This window comes from Pseudomonas sp. RV120224-01b, from assembly GCF_003208145.1.
In the GTDB taxonomy this organism is placed as follows: domain Bacteria; phylum Pseudomonadota; class Gammaproteobacteria; order Pseudomonadales; family Pseudomonadaceae; genus Aquipseudomonas; species Aquipseudomonas monteilii.
This window is the reverse complement of record NZ_QKMQ01000017.1, coordinates 119314-135610: the sequence shown is the minus strand read 5'-3', so window position 1 is coordinate 135610 and position 16297 is coordinate 119314. Positions and strand designations below refer to the sequence as shown.

Here is a 16297-nt window from a genome sequence, read left to right as displayed (position 1 = left end):
GGTGCGTGAATTATCCGTTGAGTGCGGGAAATTCGGCCAGGCAGTCAAGTGGCGTGCATCATCGCCGTCGCGCATCCCTGCGCACAGCCTGTGGAGGCACACCAAACCCACGAATGAACACCTCACGCAGATGCCGGCGGTCCCTGAACCCGGTCTCTCTGGCTACGACATCCAGGCTGTGCCGGCTCTGCTCGATCATCAAACGGGCTGCCTCCAGCCGCAGGCGCTCAACGGCCTTGGCGGGTGACTCACCGGTCTCGGCGGTGAATACACGGGTGAATTGCCTCGGACTCAGGTGCACCACATCGGCAAGTTCCTCCACACTCAGCGGGCGGCTGAGGTGTTTGCGGGCGTAATCCAGCGCGCTCTGGATACGGTCCGACTTGGGCGAAAGCGATAACAGTTCGGAATGCTGGGATTGCCCACCAGAGCGGCGTTGGTGCATGACCATCTTGTGCGCCACCGACCTTGCCAGCTCGGTGCCCAGGTCTTTTTCGACCATGCCCAGTGCCATGTCCAGGGCGGCGGTCATGCCGGCGGATGTCCATACCGGCCCATCGACAATGAAAATCCGGTCTTCCTCGACGTCGATCTTCGGGTGCAACTCACGCAGCTTGTTTGCATAAGCCCAGTGGGTGGTGGCGCGCCGGCCATCCAGCACACCGGCCTGAGCCAGCACGAAGCAGCCGGTACAAAGGCCTGCGGTGCGACGCGCACCGTCGACGAATCCACGCACGCTGGCGAGTACCTCTTCACTGGGGGGCGTGAGCGGGGTCAGCGTACCGGCGACCATCCAGGTGTCGGCCAGGCCCGGCGCGCTCAATGGCAACGTGTCGATATGCATCCCCAGGGAAGAACGCACCGTGCCACCCCCGATGGAAAAATTCTCGATCCTGTAAACCGCTTCGCCCGCCACGATATTGGCGAATTCGAATACGGTTTGTGTTGCCAGGGACATGACCTGGAAGCCTTCGGGTATCAGGTAGCCGACCCGGTGCATGATTGAAGCCCTCTTTGCTATGTCCTGAAAACGTATCATATACGTCATTTAAGCCACAAAACACATTCTGCATGATGACGCCACACCCAAACACCGGAGCATCACCATGACGCAGCAATTCAAAGGCACCGCGCTCATCACGGGCGCCTCCACCGGCATCGGCTCGATCTACGCAGACCATCTGGCCCGACGTGGCTATGACCTGGTGCTGGTAGCACGCAACCGCGAACGCCTTAACGCATTGGCCGCCCGGCTCACCAGCGAAACCCGGCAGAACGTGGAAGTGTTCCCGGCCGACCTGGCAAACGCAGCCGACCTCGCCAAGGTCGAACGCAAGCTGCGCGAAGACGCCAGTATCAGCCTGCTGGTGAACAACGCGGGTATCGGTACCCATACCGGCCTGCTGGAAAGTGACGTCGAGCGCATGGCCGAAATGATCAGCCTAAACGTGACCGCCCTCACCCGCCTCACCTACGCGGCGGTACCGGGCTTCGTGGCGCGCAAACAGGGCGCGGTCATCAACATTTCGTCCATCGTCAGCCTGGCGCCGGAGCTGCTCAACGGCGTCTACGGCGGCAGCAAGGCCTATGTCACCGCGTTTACGCAAGCGCTTGCCAAAGAGCTGGCAGGCAAAGGCGTTCAGGTCCAGGCAGTACTGCCCGGGGCCACCGCTACCGACCTTTGGCAGACAGGCGGTTTGCCGCTCGAAAACCTCGACCCTGCCATCGTGATGTCGGCCGAGGACCTGGTGGACGGCGCCCTGCAGGACTTCGACAAGGGTGTGCTGATCTCCCTGCCTTCGGTGCACGACCTGCAAGCGTTCGAGCACTACGAAGCCAGCCGCCAGGCCTTGTTCGGCCAACTGTCCAGCAACCAGCTCGCGCCCCGCTACAGGGCCTAGTGACCAAGATGAGCCTAAGCCGCACCGTTCATTTTCATTGAAGACGAGAAAGTCTTACTGCATTCAGGCTATTTTTCGAGCAAATCGAAACGCTTAGCCTGAATGCACTTTTCGACCACCCTGGAGGTAGCGCCAATGAAGGCCGTCGTTTACACCCAACCCGGTTTGCCGATCCACGCCCCACAATCGCTGTACGACGCGGAACTGCCCGCCCCCAAACCCGGTGCCCGGGACCTGCTTGTCGAAGTCAGGGCCATTGCCGTCAACCCGGTTGATACTAAAATCCGTGCAAGCCGCGGCAGTGACCAGCCGCAGGTGCTGGGCTGGGACGCTGTCGGCGTTGTCCGCGAGGTCGGGCCTGAGGTCACATTGTTCCAACCGGGCGATGAAGTTTTCTACGCCGGCGCCATTGACCGCCCGGGTAGCTACAGCGAGCTGCATGTGGTGGATGAACGCATCGTCGGGCACAAGCCTCGCAGCCTGGACAATGCCAGTGCCGCCGCCCTGCCCCTTACGTCCATTACCGCCTGGGAGCTGCTGTTCGACCGCCTGGGCGTTGAAGAAAACGGTGGCGAAGGCCAGCGCCTTCTGGTGGTCGGTGCCGGTGGCGGGGTGGGCTCCATCCTGGTCCAGCTTGCCAGCAAACTCACTCGGCTGACCGTCATCGGCACAGCGTCAAGGCCCGAAACCCAGGCGTGGGTGAAGGCGCTGGGCGCCCATCATGTGATCGATCACGCCGAGTCGATTCCGCTTCAGCTGGAGGCGCTCAAGCTGGGCCCGGTCGATTACGTGATCAGCCTCACCCATACCGACACCTACCTGCCGCAACTGGTGGAAGTACTTCGCCCACAAGGCAAGCTTGCGTTGATCGACGACCCGGCGCAGCTGGATGTCATGCCGCTCAAGCGCAAGTCACTGTCGCTGCACTGGGAACTCATGTTCACGCGTTCCCTGTACAAGACCGAGGACATGATCAAGCAGCACCAACTGCTCGATCGCGTTTCGCAACTGGTCGACAGTGGTGTGCTCAAAACCACCCTCGGCGAACACTACGGTACGATCAACGCCGAGCACCTCAAGCGTGCCCACGCCATGGTCGAAAGTGGAAAAGCGCGCGGCAAGATCGTGCTGGAAGGCTTCTGATCGCGCGCCGGGCGCGCCACCCCGAGCGTGTCTGGTCGGCAACACCGCTACCAGTTGTAACTCAGTGAGCCGACCACGCTGCGTTCATCGCCATAGCGGCATGAGTTGGCGCAATACAGGTAACGCTCATTGGCCAGGTTCTGGGCGCGAGCACTCACCTGCCATTGGTCGTTCACCCGGTAGGTGACGCGGGCATCGAACAGGGTATAGGCCGGGATCTTCCGGTCGCTCACGCTCGGCACGGTGTGCGTCGTGCCATTGTAGCGGGCGCCCGCGCCCACACTGACGTCGGGCAACCCTAGCCCGCTCAGCCGGTAGTCCAGCCACAAGGCGGCACTGTGGTACGGCGTGCCTTCGATACGCGAGCCTTCGAGTGCCTTGTCGTTGTCGGAAATGATGTGCGCGTCGGTATAGGCGTAGGTGGCGTTCATCGCCAGGTCGGGTGTCAGTTGCGCCTTGGCTTCCAGTTCGAAGCCCGTACTGCGTTCCTTGCCGGTTTGCTCGTCGAAGTCGGAGCCGGCGATCGAGGTCAACACATTGCGCTGGGTCAGTTGATACACCGCAGCGCTGATCAGCAACTCACGGTCGGCGGGCTGATAGCGCACACCGACTTCGTACTGCTCGCCTTCGGTAGGCTCGAAGGTGTCACCCTTGCTGTCGGTGCCTGCGGACGGCAAGAACGACTGGCTGTAGCTGACATAGGGCGCCCAGCCATTGTCCGCCAGGTACACCAGGCCGACACGGCCGGTGGTCTTGCGGTCGGTGACGGTGCTACGCGAGCCGTCGCGGTAGTTGCGTGTGTCGTTCTCGGCCCAGTCCTGGCGAAGCCCCAGCATGACCACCCAGCGCTCATCGAACTTGGCCTGCTCTTGCAGGTAGACACCCATTTGCGTGCTGTGCAAATCCGAACCGCTGTCGACGGCGGTGTTCACCGTCGGCAGGTTGCCATAAACCGGATTGGCCAGGTCCAGGGTCGGCGCGCTGCCGCTGTGCCGGTGGCTGTCGTAGGTCTTGCGGTAGTAATCGATGCCGCCGAGCAGTGTGTGCTGCCAGTTGCCGTGGGCAAGCTGGAGGGTCAGGTTGCTGTCGCTGGTCCAGCCCGTGGAAATGTCCTCACGGACGTTGTAGCTGCGGGTCAGGTTGTTCAGGTTCGCGCCGGTAACCCGGCTGTTGTTCAGGGTGATGTAGTCATAGTCGCTGCGCGATTCGAAATAACGGGTGGCATGGTGCAATTGCAGGCTATCGTTCAGCCGGCGTTCCAGCAGATAACCGAACGTTTGCAGGGTGCCATCGTAGTCGTCGAAGCCTGGCTCGCCGGGGAACAGGCCATAGGGCACTTTGTAGCCCGGCGTGTTGCTGAAGGTGGTCAGGTCGTAGCGGATGGGCGGGGTCAGCGTGGTTTGCGTGCGCTGGTGGCTGGCCAGCAGCGTCAGGCGGGTGTCGTCGTCCATTTGCCAGGCCAGCGCGGGCGCGATGTACTGCTTGTCGTCATCGATCTCGTCGAACTGCGTACCACTGTCGCGCACCAGCGCGGTCAGCCGGTAACTGAAGCGCCCTTGCTCATCCAGCGCGCCGCTGTGGTCGGTGGACATCTGCCGGCGCTGGTGATTTCCATATTCCAGGTTGAGCTCGTGCAGCGGGGTGAGGGTCGGCCGCTTGCTGATGGTGTTGATCAAGCCACCGGGCGCCAGTTGGCCATACAGCACAGACGAGGCGCCCTTAAGCACCTCGACGCGTTCCAGGCCATAGGGCTCCTGGCCGCCTTCGAACTGTGTGCTTTGCATCTTCATGCCATCGCGCAACACGCTTCCGGTGCGCGGGCCAATGTCAAAACCGCGCAGCCGGTAGTCATCAGCCACGCGGCTGTAGCCATTGGGCTGGGTCACCACACCGGCGGTATAGCCGAGTACATCCGCCAGGCTGTCGTGCTGGCGCGACACCATCTCCTCGCGCGTGATCACCGACACCGACTGGGGTATCTCCAGCAGCGGCGTATCGGTCTTGCTCATGGTCGCGCTACGTCGGGCGACCTTGCTGTAGGCCGGCCCCCAGGCATCCTGCTCGTACACCTGGCCAGACACATTGATGGCGCCAAGGTGCACAGCATCGCTTGCACGCGGCTCGATGCTCAGTGCGCCGCCGGGCGTAACGTTCAACTGCAATGCAGTGCCTTGCAGGGCCTGATGCAAGGCGTGCTCGGTACTGAAGCGGCCACGTAGTGCAGGTGCCGTCAGGCCGCGAGTGAGCGAGGCGTCATAGGAAATGCTGCGCCCGCTCTGCCGGGCGATGGCGGTCAGTGTGGCATCCAGCGCGCCGGCCGGCAGGTCGAAGGCAAGCACGTGCTGTTGGCCACCAGGCTCGCTCGCAGCGCCAGTGGGAGCGTGCAGTGTGCCCAAGGCCAGGGCGAAGGCCAGCGGTGTCAGGCTGAAACGGTGTGTTCGGTACATGGGCAACGGTCCCGGAAGGTGGTCGATGCCAGCTATGTGACGCGAGTGGCTCTGTTATTAAGGGGGTGATGAAAAAAAATCAGTGAAGGGTCACCTCGGTCCACCAACCGAAGCGTCGCTCGACGCGCACAGGCAAGGTTTCTTGCAGTGTGCGCAAGACCTGCCCGCTCTCATCCAGCGGGAACACCCCCGATACCCGCAATGCCGCAGCGTCAGGGCTGATACGCAACAGGCCACGGTGATACGGACGCAGGGCATCGATAACGGCGCTCAGCGGCTGGTCGTGAACTTCCAGATAGCCGTCTTCCCAAGTCCCCTCGCCAGCACGGGCAGGATCCAGCGCATGAATCCCCGCACTGGACAACACGGCGCCCTGACCGCTGCCCAGTTCCAGACGGGCACCGTTCGGCGCCAACAGTTGCACCCGCGACTCCTGCACCCAGACGTCGGCAGCCTTGTCGCGCAGGTTGACGGTAAAGCGTGTGCCCAAGGCGCGCACCTCGCCAAAGGCGGTGACAACGATCAGCGCCCGCTGCGGGTCGGCGGCAACCTGAATGCTCAACGCCCCCTCACGCAGGAACAGCGTGCGCGAGCGGGCGGTAAAGGCGATGTCTGCGCGGCTCTGGGCATTGAGCACCACAAGGCTGCCGTCCTCCAGGGTGAACGGCCTGCGCTCGGCCAGACCGGTCTGCAAGTCACTCCCCGGAACGGGCAACAAGCCAAGACGCTGCAACCACCAGCCACCAGCACCCACCCCGGCGACCGCCAAGGCACCACGCAATAGCCGGCGCCGGCTGGCGGACTCGGTGCTGAGCACCTGACGAGCCAGTGGCGGCATATCGGCGAACGCCATGCCCAGGCGCTGTTCAAGGCGTTGCCAGGCCTCTGCATGGTCCGGGTCAAGGCTTAGCCATTGCTGGAAGCGCTGGCGATCTGCAGCGCTCATGGCCCCTGAACGGTGGAGCGCCAGCCAGTCGATGGCCTCGGCCACCGCCGGTGGCAGTCGAGTTTTGGGCATGTTTATTCCAAGGCCAGGTAGCACAAGGTCAAGCCCTTGGCCACGTACTGATACACGCGAGGCGCCGAGATACCCAGCCGCGCACCGATTTCGGCATAGGTGAGGCTCTCCAGCTGGCTGTACAGAAACGCACTGCGCCCTAACGGTGACAGGCCCGCGAGCATGCTGTCGAGGGCGCTCAGGGTTTCCAGTGCCTGTACCTGCTCTTCGGCTGAGGGCTCATAACCCGGCGCCTGCTGGCTGAGCGCTTCAAGGTAGGCACGCTCCAGGTCGCGCCGCCGCCAACTGGCGAACACCAGTCGCTTGGCAATCGTGGTGAGCAAGGCTCGCGGTTCGTGGATGCCCTGCGGGTCTGGCATTTTCACCACCTGTGCAAACGTCTCCGACGCCATGTCGGCTGCGTCATGGCGGCAGCCCAGGCGTGCGCGCAGGCGCTGCAGCAGCCAGTCATGGTGGTCGCCGAACATCTGCTGCAGGATGCGGTTGCGTAGCGCGAGGGGCTGATTATCGAGAGGCGCGTAAGGCATGGCTAACTTGCTAATGGGAACTATTAGCAAATGATGCCGTTAGATTGGCATTACCGCAACCGATCACAAGGCCTGCGGGCCAGAGCTGACTGGTAGGGGTACAACGAAAGAATTCGTTGCATTTTGTAACGTCCAGCAAAGTGATCCTAGATAGACACTACCACGCCCCTTCTTTAGCCTACCGCCTCCATAAAAGTAAGGGTACGCAGTGAAGCAGCCGCCTGGTAAACGAACGCCCGCCCTCCTGGGGGCCCTCATCCTCGCTGCAAGCCTTAGCGCCCAGGCCGACAGCACAACGCAGCAGCCCCCCACGCTGGTGTATTCCTGGCCGGTCAATGCCGGCCCCCTCGACCCACGTGGCTATTCGCCCAACCAGATGTACGCCCAGGCCATGGTCTACGAGCCACTGGTGCGCTACACCCATGCCGGCACTGTCGAGCCCTGGCTGGCCACGGCCTGGCAAGTGTCCGACGATGGCAAGACCTACACGTTCACCTTGCGCGACGGGGTACGCTTCAGCGATGGCACCCCCTTCGATGCTGCTGCAGCCAAGGCGAACCTCGATGCGGTCCTGGCCAACAGCCAACGCCACCGCTGGATGGAACTGGTCAGCACCCTCGACCATGTCGAAGCCCCTGCCCCGCTCACCCTGCGCCTGGTGCTCAAGCACCCCTACTACCCCACGCTGATGGAACTGGCCCAGGTACGCCCTCTGCGCTTCGGCGCGCCCGGCAGCACACCTGGCCAACCGGTGGGCACTGGCCCGTGGATGCGCGCCGAGTCACGCCTGGGCGAGTTCGACCGTTTCGTGCGTAACCCACTGTACTGGGGGCCGAAACCGGCTTACGGCGAAGTCATGGTGAAGGTGATTCCCGACCCTAACAGCCGTGCCCTGGCCCTGCAGGCCGGTGAGTTGGAGCTGATCCAGGGCGCTACGGGCGAAATCACTGCCGGCACCTTCGTACGCCTGCGCGACCAGGGCTTCGCCACCGCGCTGTCAGCGCCACTGGCCACCCGCACCTTGGCCATGAACACCGGCCGTGGCGCCACCCGCGACCTTGCAGTACGCCGCGCCATCAACCAGGCCGTCGACAAGCAGGCGATCATCGACAAGATCCTCTACGGGATTGAACCTCGCGCCGACACCCTGTTCGCCCCCAACATGCCCTACGCTGACCTGGGCCTGAAACCCTATGCCTATGACCCCGCCCAGGCCGCCCGCGAACTGGATTCGGCCGGTTGGGTACTGGCCTCAGGCGCCAAGGTGCGCAGCAAAGGCGGCGAGCCGCTAGCCATCGAACTGGTGTTCCTTGGCACCAGCGCCCTGCAAAAAAGCCTGGCCGAAGTGCTGCAAGGCGAGCTGGCCAAGGTCGGCATCCACATCGACCTGCGCGCCGTTGAAGAAGGCGCGCTGGTACGCCGCCAGCGCGATGGCGACTTTGGCATGATCTTCGCCGACACCTGGGGTGCGCCCTACGACCCGCATTCGTTTGTCAGCTCCATGCGCTACGCCGGCCACGCCGACTACATGGCCCAACGCGGCCTGCCGATCAAGGACGAGCTCGACCAGCGCATCGGTCAGGTGCTGGCCAGCACGGATGAACAGCAACGCGCCGGGCAGTACCGCTTCATCCTCGGCACCCTGCACGACCAGGCGGTCTACCTGCCAATCTCGTACCTCACGGCCATCAGCGTGCGCCGTGATTCGGTGGGCCACGTGCAGTTCGGCAGCACCCTGTTCGATGTGCCGTTCGAAGCCATGACACCAAAGCAGGAGCGCTGACATGCTGCGCTATATCCTCATGCGCCTGGTGCTGCTGGTGCCGGTGATGTTCGGCGTGTCGCTGCTGGTGTTCGTGCTGCTGCACCTGGGCAGCACCGACCCGGCGCTGGATTACCTGCGCCTGTCGCATATCCCACCCACCGATGCAGCCATTGCCGAAGTGCGCCATGCCCTTGGCCTGGACCAGCCCTTGTACGCGCAGTACCTGACCTGGCTGTGGAAGGCCCTGCACCTGGATTTCGGCATTTCCTACCTGACCGGCCGCCCGGTGCTGGACGACTTGCTGTACTACCTGCCCGCCACCCTGCAACTGGGCGGACTGGCTCTGGCCTGCACGCTGTTGCTGTCGATCCCGCTGGGACTCATAGCGGCGCGTTGGCAAGGATGCTGGCCCGACCACGCGGTGCGGGCAGTGACCTTTCTGGGCGTGTCGATGCCCAACTTCTGGCTGGCCTTCCTGCTGATCGCGCTGTTCTCGCTGTGGCTAGGCTGGCTGCCGCCGCTGGGCCGAGGTACCGCCGGGCACCTGGTGATGCCGGTGCTGGCGATTGCCTTGATGTCGATGTCGATCAATGCCCGCCTGCTGCGCGCCAGCCTGCTGGAGGCCAGCGGCCAACGCCATGTCACCTATGCGCGCGCCCGTGGCCTGCCCGAGCGCAACGTGTGGCGTGACCATGTGCTGCGCAACGCCTGGCTGCCGTTCGTCACGGCTACCGGCATGCACATCGGCGAACTGATTGGTGGCGCCCTGGTGATCGAAACCATCTTTGCCTGGCCCGGGGTAGGCCGCTTTGCCGTGTCGGCGGTGCTCAACCGCGATTTCCCGGTGATGCAGTGCTTCACCCTGCTGCTGACTGGCCTGCTGATGGTCTGCAACCTGGTGGTGGACGTGTGCTACGCGTGGCTTGACCCGCGCAGCCGGCTGGAGGGTGCACGCGCATGACCGTTCTTTCGGCAATTCGCCGGCCAACACTGGCCGGCCAGACGGGCCTGCTCCTGGGGCTGGTATTGGTCGGTCTGCTGGTTGTACTGGCCTTGTTCGGCCAGTGGCTGGCCCCGCACGACCCCGACCTGGTCGACCTCGGCCAGCGCCTGCTGCCGCCAGACGCCAGCCATTGGCTGGGCACCGATCACCTCGGCCGCGACCTGCTGTCGCGCCTGATCGTCGGTACCCGCCTGTCGCTGGGTAGCGTCATGCTGACCCTGGCACTGGTGCTGGCCTTGGGGTTGGCCATAGGCGGCATCGCGGGCTTTGTCGGCGGGCGCACCGACCTGCTGCTGATGCGCCTGTGCGACATGTTCATGACCTTCCCGACCTTGGTGCTGGCTTTCTTCTTCGTCACTCTGCTGGGCACCGGCCTGACCAACGTGATCGTCGCCATCGCCCTGTCCCACTGGGCCTGGTACGCACGCATGGTGCGCGGCATGGTCATCGCCCAGCGTGGGCGCGAATACCTGCTGGCCGCACGCCTGGCGGGCGCCTCGCGCTGGACGCGCCTGCGCCAGCACGTACTGCCGAACATCGCCGGCCCCCTGCTGGTACTGGCAACCATGGACATCGGCCACATGATGCTGCACGTCTCGGGCCTTTCCTTCCTTGGCCTGGGCGTAACGCCGCCGACTGCCGAATGGGGCGTGATGATCAACGACGCCAAAGAGTTCATCTGGACGCACCCGCAGTTGCTGCTGTTGCCGGGGTTGATGATCTTCTTCTCGGTGATGGCCTTCAACCTGCTGGGCGATGCACTGCGCGACCGCCTCGACCCGACCCAGGAGCACCACTAGATGACCGCTTCCACCCTGGAAGTCCGTAACTTGCGCATTGAGGCCAAAGCCGGCGCACTGGTGCAGGGCGTCGATCTGCAATTGAAGCGCGGTGAAGTCTGCGTCCTGGTCGGCAGCAGTGGTTCGGGCAAGTCCCTGAGCTGCCTGGGCATGCTCGACCTTTTGCCTGCGGGACTTGTGCGTACGCAGGGCCAGTTGCTGCTCGACGGCCAACCGCTGAGCGCCGTCGAGGTCCGCGGCCGCTTGGCCAGCCTGGTGCTACAAAACCCGCGCAGTGCCTTCAACCCGGTACGTAACATGGCCAGCCACGGGCTGGAAACCCTTCGCCAGCGTGGCACTACCGGCGCCGCCGCTCATGAACGCATGGCCCACTGCCTGGCAGCCGTGGGTCTGACAGACCACACCCGCATACTGCAATCGTTCGCCTTCCAGCTCAGCGGTGGCATGCTGCAGCGCATGATGATTGCCTTGGCGCTGATGGCCGAAACCCCGTTCCTGCTGGCCGACGAGCCCACCAGCGACCTCGACGCCGTAAGCCAGGCGCGTTTTCTCGACCTGCTGATGGAGTTGGTAGAGTTGCATGGCCTCGGTGTGTTGTTGGTGACCCATGACATGGGCGTGGTGGCGCGCTGCGCCGATCAGGTGGCGGTGATGGAGGCTGGCCGCATCGTCGAGCGCCAGACCGCGCATGCACTGTTCGCCAACCCGGCCAGCCACACCGCCCGCACCCTGCTTGAAGCCCACCGAATCCTCTGCGGGAGCCAGCCATGAGCCTGCTGCACGTCCACCAATTGAGCCACCGCTACCGTACTGGCGGGCTGTTGCACAAACGCAGCTGGCTACAGGTCCTCGACGGCATCGACTTTCAGCTTCAACCCGGCGAGTCCATTGGCTTGCTGGGTAGCAGCGGCAGCGGCAAAAGCACCCTCGCCCGCCTGCTACTTGGGCTAGAAACACCCGGCCAAGGCCAGGTAACCTTCGCCGGGCAGGCGGTCAGCCAGTTGCGTGGCGAACAGGCGCGAGCCTTTCAACGTAGCGTGCAACTGGTGTTCCAGGACGCGCCTGGCGCGTTCAACCCGCAACGCAGCATTGGCTGGAGCATTGCCGAGCCGTTGCGTCACTTGAGCGATCTGAACGAGACCGCCCGTCACACGCGGGTAGTTGAATTGCTGGAGCAAATGGGCCTGCGCGCCGAGCATGCCGAACGCCTGCCGCAGCAGCTTAGCGGTGGCCAGTTACAGCGGGCCAATATCGCCCGGGCGCTGGCCATCTCGCCCAAACTGGTGGTGCTCGATGAAGCGCTATCCAACCTGGACCGGGTACTGCAGTTGCAGCTGCTGCAACGGCTCGACACCCTGCGTCGGGAACAGGGTACTGCCTTCCTGCTGATCACCCATGACCTCAGCCTGGTGCGTTACTTCTGCCAGCGGGTTGTAGTGCTTGATGCCGGGCGCATCGTCGAGGACCGCGTGGTGGATGGCAGTTTGTCGTTCGACCATCCTGCGGGGCAACAGCTGCAAGCCGCCGTGCTGCCGGAGCGCCCGCGAAGGGCCGACGCGCAGGTCAGCAACGCTCTCGCTTGAGTACTGCTGCATTTCGGCATGTCTGAAGCCGGAGCAACGCCGACCTGGCCGCCATTGCGACCGCGCTGGAGCACATCCAGATTGTTGGCGACCGCTACCCGGCTCACCTGCAGAAAAACGTCAACCGCTAAGGCTGCTCGCCCGCGAGAAAGGCTTTGCTGATTTCACGGAACTGTTCGTGGCTTGCACTGCGCAGTAGTTCGAACACGACCATTTCGCGGGTGACGACCTGTACGCCAGCCGCCGCCATGCGCTGGAGCGCCGCGAGGTGGTTTTCCGCTGTGCGGCTCGACGTGGCGTCGGCGACCACGAACACCTGCTTGCCGCTGGCCAGCAGGTCGAGTGCGGTCTGCAGCACGCACACATGGCATTCGATGCCACAGAGAATGACCTGCCCCCGCTGCATCATCGCCTGCGGCAGGCATTCGGCGGGTACGCAAGAAAAATGCAGCTTCTCCACCACTGGCGCCGTGGCGCAGGCTTCCTTCAGCCGTGCCAGGGTCGGGCCGAGGCCTTTGGGGTACTGCTCGGAAAACACCACAGGCAAGGCCAGCCGCGCGCAGGCAGCCACCAGCCACTCGACCCGTGCGGTGAGGCGCTCGGCCTCATGCATGGCGCCTATCAGCTTTTCCTGTACATCGACAACCAGCAACGTCGCCTGGCTTGTATCAATCAGAGCACCACTCATAACGCACCTTTCCATTTGTTGTTGTCTGCTTCGCTCACAGCACCGCACCGATTGCAGCTCAAGCCGCACTCTACAGGATTTGTCCACGTACCTTTAACCCCGTCCACGCGCAGCGTTCCGGGTGAAAACCAACAATCACCAACGCAGCAATCGTGGCCCCAATACCGCACCCAGCACGGTCGGCACCAGCATCCCCAGCACATACCATACCCCCCAGAACGGCACGCCCATTTCAGGGCAATGCAGGCAGTAGGCCAACGTCGCCGTGGCACCAGCGAGCAAGCCCCCCGCCGCGCCGGCCAGACGCAGGCGGGTTGGTGCCAGGCCGCGCAAGGCAACGAACACCGCGATAAAGGCAGGCACAGAGAGCAAGGTGATGTTCAACGGGCAGGTGCGCCAGGTGCGGCCCAGGATCAGCTCGGCGCGGGCTTCCAGCGGAGCGCCAGACAGGCTGACGGCCGCGCCCAGCCAGACCAGCAGCAACGGCAGCCCCAACAACGCCCAGCACGCACCGCCCTGCACACCCGGCCTGGCCAACCGCTGGGTCAGCCACAGTGACAGTATTGCCAAACTGCCGGGCAAGGCCAGCTTGGCCCAGAACAACGGTGTGGACGCGACCAGCGCCAGATCGTTACGGACACCGAACAGGGTCACGGTCAGCAATACCGCGCCCAGCATACCGCCCAGCAACGCCATACCCAGACGCCGCGCCAGCACATGGCGGTCCACCGGCCCTTCCCCAGCGGCCAACAGGGCAATCAGTTCATCGGTCTTCATCGTCGCCCTTGCCTCCTATCAACTTGGCCAATGCCTTCAAGCCCCGGTGGATGCCAACCTTGACTGCCGAGGCAGAAAGCCCGGTCACGCGTGCAGTCTCCTCCACCGACAACCCCTCCAGCTTGACGTGAACGATGGGCAGGCGCTGGCGTGGCGGCAACTGTGCCAACAGCTTGCCCAGATCCCGCGTGGCCTGGGCCGCCTCTTCCACACCGGCGGCAAACAGGTCGCTGTCATCCTCCAGCCCGTCGTGCAGCGCATCGTGGCGGGCATAACTGCGATAGTGATCCGCCAGCTTGTAGCGGGCAATGGCCTGCACCCAGGCGGTCAGCGGTTGCTGGGCCTGGTAGGTGTGGCGGGCGTTGTGCACCGCCAGCAACACGTCCTGTAGCAGGTCTTCCACTTCGCCGGGGCGCTGCGCCAGGCGCCTTAGTAAAAAACCACGCACATGCACCGCCAGCGCCGCCAGAAAGGCCCTGTACGCCACGGCATCGCCCGCCAACCCTTGCAGCAGTAACGCCTGCAACCGGGCTTCGCGTGCGATGAGTGCCTGCTGAGAAGTAGTTCGTAGCATTGGCCGCCCGGGTTACATCCACCGTGGAGTTTTTTACCTAGGGTTGTTGCCTTCATACGTTAGGCGACGGTTACGACGCCGGGAATTTTTTTCCAGTGCCTGTAACCCGATCCGCCAAAGCCGCGAACTAGTTCATGAGCCGCCGGTACATCGCCACGGCCCCACTTCCCGGAGACGCATCATGAAAACCCTCGCCCTCACCACCGCCGCCCTCGCACTCGCCTCACTGGCCGGTGCCGCCCTGGCCGCCGACGCGACCAACAACGCAACCGGCGCCGCCATGGAAAAATGCTACGGCGTTGCCATGGCCGGCAAGAACGACTGCAAGGCCGGCGCCGGCACCAGTTGCGCCGGCAGCGCGAAAAAGGACTACGACGGCATGCACTGGAAGAACGTACCCGCTGGCACCTGCACCTCCATCAAGACGCCCAATGGCATGGGCTCGCTGTCTCCGGTCAAGTCGTGAGCGGAGGCCGCCGATCATGAACGGGATCACCTGCATGGGCGCCGGCCTGGGGCTCAAGGCCGAGCACTTTGCCGAAGCCTGGGCTTGCCAGGCCAACGGGCTGTGGTTTGAAGTGCACCCGGAAAACTACATGGTCGGCGGCCCACGGCTGGACGGGTTGCAGCGCATTGGCGAACGCCATCCACTGTCACTGCACGGCGTCGCGCTGTCACTGGCAGCCGATGCCGTACCCGATGCGCAGCACCTGCGTCGCCTGCGGGCGCTGGTCGATCTGGTGCAGCCGGCCTTGGTGTCGGAGCACCTGGCCTGGTCGACCTGGGGCGGGCAGTATCACCCTGACCTGCTGCCCTTCCCCCGCAGCAACGAGGCCCTTGCCCGTATCAGCGACAACATCCTGCGTACCCAGGACGCGCTGGGGCGCAGCCTATCGCTGGAAAACCCCAGCCATTATCTGGAGCTGGATGGCCACGACTGGGATGAAACCGAACTTCTGCATGAACTGGTGCGCAGGACCGACTGCGGCTTGTTGCTGGATGTCAACAACGTGTACGTGAGTGCCCAAAACCTCGGCTTCGACGCCGCCGGATACCTTGAGCGGTTCCCGGCAGGGGCAATCCGCGAAATACACTTGGCCGGCCACAGCCAGGACGCCCAGGGCACGCTACTGATCGACTCCCATGACGCGGCCATCGCCGCACCGGTCTGGGCCTTGTACCAGCAAGTGATCGCACGCATCGGCCCGCGCCCGACCTTGATCGAGCGTGACGGCAACGTGCCCGCCTTCACGGAACTGCTAGCCGAACGCAATACCGCCCAGGCACTGCTCGATCAGGCAGGAGCACGACCATGAACCTTTCCCTTGGCCAGTTTCAAACCGCCTTTGTCGAGGCGCTGTATCACCGCTCTGCCCCACAATTGGCCGCACTGACTGGCCAACCAGCGTTTGCGGTGTATCGCAACACCGTGCTGGCAGGTTGTGTTGACGCCCTTCGCGCCAACTTCCCCGCCGTCGAGGCACTGGTCGGCCCGGCCTGGATGCAGGACGCTGCCGCAGCCTATGCACAATGCACGCCCCCCGACGACCCGCGGCTGATCCGCTACGGTGCGACGTTTGCCGAATTTCTCGAACAACAGCAAGCCCATCACGGCTTGCCGTACCTGGCCGATGTGGCACGCCTGGATTTCGCCTGGTGCGAAGCCTTCAGTGCCCTTCGCGAGCCCTGCCTTGACCTGGCCGACCTTGCCGGCATGACCGCCACGGACCTGGCGTGCAGTTACCTGGCCCCGCGCAGCAGCGTGCGCTGGTACTGGTTCGCGCAAACTCCGGTGTTCAGCCTGTGGCGCCACAGCCGTGAAGGCCTGGCCTGGCCGCAAGACCAGCCCTGGCGCGCAGAAGGCGCTTTGTTGAGCGGCACTGACGAAGGTGTCGCACAACAAGCGCTGGAAATGGGGGGCTGTGCGTTTCTCGATGCCTGCGCCCAAGGCCTGACGCTGGAGCGGGCCTCACAGGTTGCGCAGCAGGCTCAGCCCGACCTGGACTTCGCCGCCCTGCTCGGCCGACTGCTGGCCGCCCAGGTGTTTCGTCCACTTTCCTTCGCTTGAGGA

At 63.9% G+C, this 16297-nt stretch carries 17 protein-coding genes; 10 read left to right on the top strand and 7 right to left on the bottom strand.

Going from position 1 to position 16297, the window contains the following annotated elements; all coding sequences use genetic code 11:
- Positions 1–58 precede the first annotated feature (58 nt).
- Entirely contained in the window at positions 59–1000 is a 942-nt protein-coding gene (locus N436_RS22765) for a GlxA family transcriptional regulator (protein ID WP_110742024.1), read from the bottom strand.
- A gap of 106 nt (positions 1001–1106) precedes the next feature.
- Between N436_RS22765 and N436_RS22760 the strand changes: the two genes are divergently transcribed.
- Together N436_RS22760 and N436_RS22755 are read left to right on the top strand one after the other, a co-directional pair.
- Positions 1107–1901, top strand: coding sequence for an SDR family oxidoreductase (locus N436_RS22760; RefSeq protein ID WP_110742023.1), 795 nt, complete (start codon positions 1107–1109; stop codon positions 1899–1901).
- Positions 1902–2036: 135 nt separating this feature from the next.
- Positions 2037–3044 carry a zinc-binding alcohol dehydrogenase family protein gene (locus tag N436_RS22755; RefSeq protein WP_110742022.1) on the top strand — a complete coding sequence of 336 codons (1008 nt, stop codon included), beginning with the start codon at positions 2037–2039 and terminating at the stop codon, positions 3042–3044.
- Between the two features lie 47 nt (positions 3045–3091).
- Here N436_RS22755 and N436_RS22750 read toward each other — a convergent pair whose 3' ends face one another.
- From N436_RS22750 to N436_RS22740, 3 genes are all read right to left on the bottom strand, one after another.
- On the bottom strand, positions 3092–5491 hold the full coding sequence (locus N436_RS22750; protein WP_110742021.1) for a TonB-dependent siderophore receptor: 2400 nt from the start codon (positions 5489–5491) through the stop codon (positions 3092–3094).
- A gap of 79 nt (positions 5492–5570) precedes the next feature.
- Positions 5571–6509 (bottom strand): FecR domain-containing protein, encoded by a 939-nt coding sequence (locus tag N436_RS22745; protein WP_110742020.1) that lies wholly within the window; start codon positions 6507–6509, stop codon positions 5571–5573.
- 2 nt (positions 6510–6511) lie between these two features.
- Entirely contained in the window at positions 6512–7036 is a 525-nt protein-coding gene (locus N436_RS22740; protein ID WP_110742019.1) for a sigma-70 family RNA polymerase sigma factor, read from the bottom strand.
- A gap of 208 nt (positions 7037–7244) precedes the next feature.
- Here N436_RS22740 and nikA point away from each other — a divergent pair, with 208 nt between their 5' ends.
- The 5 genes from nikA to nikE are packed head-to-tail and all read left to right on the top strand — an operon-like array spanning position 7245 to position 12187.
- Positions 7245–8819: a nickel ABC transporter substrate-binding protein gene (gene nikA, locus N436_RS22735; RefSeq protein ID WP_110742018.1), complete on the top strand. Its 1575-nt coding sequence runs from the start codon at positions 7245–7247 to the stop codon at positions 8817–8819.
- A 1-nt stretch (position 8820) separates the two neighbouring features.
- The gene (gene nikB / locus N436_RS22730) at positions 8821–9762 is read left to right on the top strand and encodes a nickel ABC transporter permease subunit NikB (protein ID WP_110742017.1); all 942 of its coding nucleotides are present in this window, start codon (positions 8821–8823) and stop codon (positions 9760–9762) included.
- Entirely contained in the window at positions 9759–10604 is an 846-nt protein-coding gene (gene nikC, locus N436_RS22725) for a nickel ABC transporter permease subunit NikC (protein WP_110742016.1), read from the top strand. Before nikB ends, nikC begins: the two co-directional genes overlap by 4 nt.
- Positions 10605–11375, top strand: coding sequence for a nickel import ATP-binding protein NikD (gene nikD, locus N436_RS22720; protein ID WP_110742015.1), 771 nt, complete (start codon positions 10605–10607; stop codon positions 11373–11375).
- The gene (nikE, locus tag N436_RS22715) at positions 11372–12187 is read left to right on the top strand and encodes a nickel import ATP-binding protein NikE (protein WP_110742014.1); all 816 of its coding nucleotides are present in this window, start codon (positions 11372–11374) and stop codon (positions 12185–12187) included. The genes nikD and nikE overlap by 4 nt, the downstream gene beginning before the upstream one ends.
- A gap of 127 nt (positions 12188–12314) precedes the next feature.
- Here nikE and N436_RS22705 read toward each other — a convergent pair whose 3' ends face one another.
- The 3 genes from N436_RS22705 to N436_RS22695 form a co-directional block, all read right to left on the bottom strand.
- A complete protein-coding gene (locus N436_RS22705) occupies positions 12315–12875 on the bottom strand; it encodes a hydrolase (RefSeq protein WP_110742013.1) in 561 nt (186 codons plus the stop codon).
- Positions 12876–13010: 135 nt separating this feature from the next.
- Entirely contained in the window at positions 13011–13652 is a 642-nt protein-coding gene (locus N436_RS22700) for a DUF1109 domain-containing protein (RefSeq protein WP_110742012.1), read from the bottom strand.
- Positions 13639–14226 (bottom strand): sigma-70 family RNA polymerase sigma factor, encoded by a 588-nt coding sequence (locus tag N436_RS22695; RefSeq protein WP_105947818.1) that lies wholly within the window; start codon positions 14224–14226, stop codon positions 13639–13641. The genes N436_RS22700 and N436_RS22695 overlap by 14 nt, the downstream gene beginning before the upstream one ends.
- 181 nt (positions 14227–14407) lie before the next feature.
- On the opposite strand from N436_RS22695, the gene N436_RS22690 reads away from it, so the two are divergent.
- From N436_RS22690 to N436_RS22680, 3 genes are read left to right on the top strand one after another with little or no spacing between them, the layout of a single operon-like run.
- Positions 14408–14692 carry a DUF2282 domain-containing protein gene (locus tag N436_RS22690; protein WP_105947819.1) on the top strand — a complete coding sequence of 95 codons (285 nt, stop codon included), beginning with the start codon at positions 14408–14410 and terminating at the stop codon, positions 14690–14692.
- Between the two features lie 16 nt (positions 14693–14708).
- Positions 14709–15542 (top strand): DUF692 domain-containing protein, encoded by an 834-nt coding sequence (locus N436_RS22685; RefSeq protein WP_371920930.1) that lies wholly within the window; start codon positions 14709–14711, stop codon positions 15540–15542.
- Entirely contained in the window at positions 15539–16294 is a 756-nt protein-coding gene (locus N436_RS22680; protein ID WP_105947820.1) for a DNA-binding domain-containing protein, read from the top strand. Before N436_RS22685 ends, N436_RS22680 begins: the two co-directional genes overlap by 4 nt.
- Positions 16295–16297: the final 3 nt, after the last annotated feature.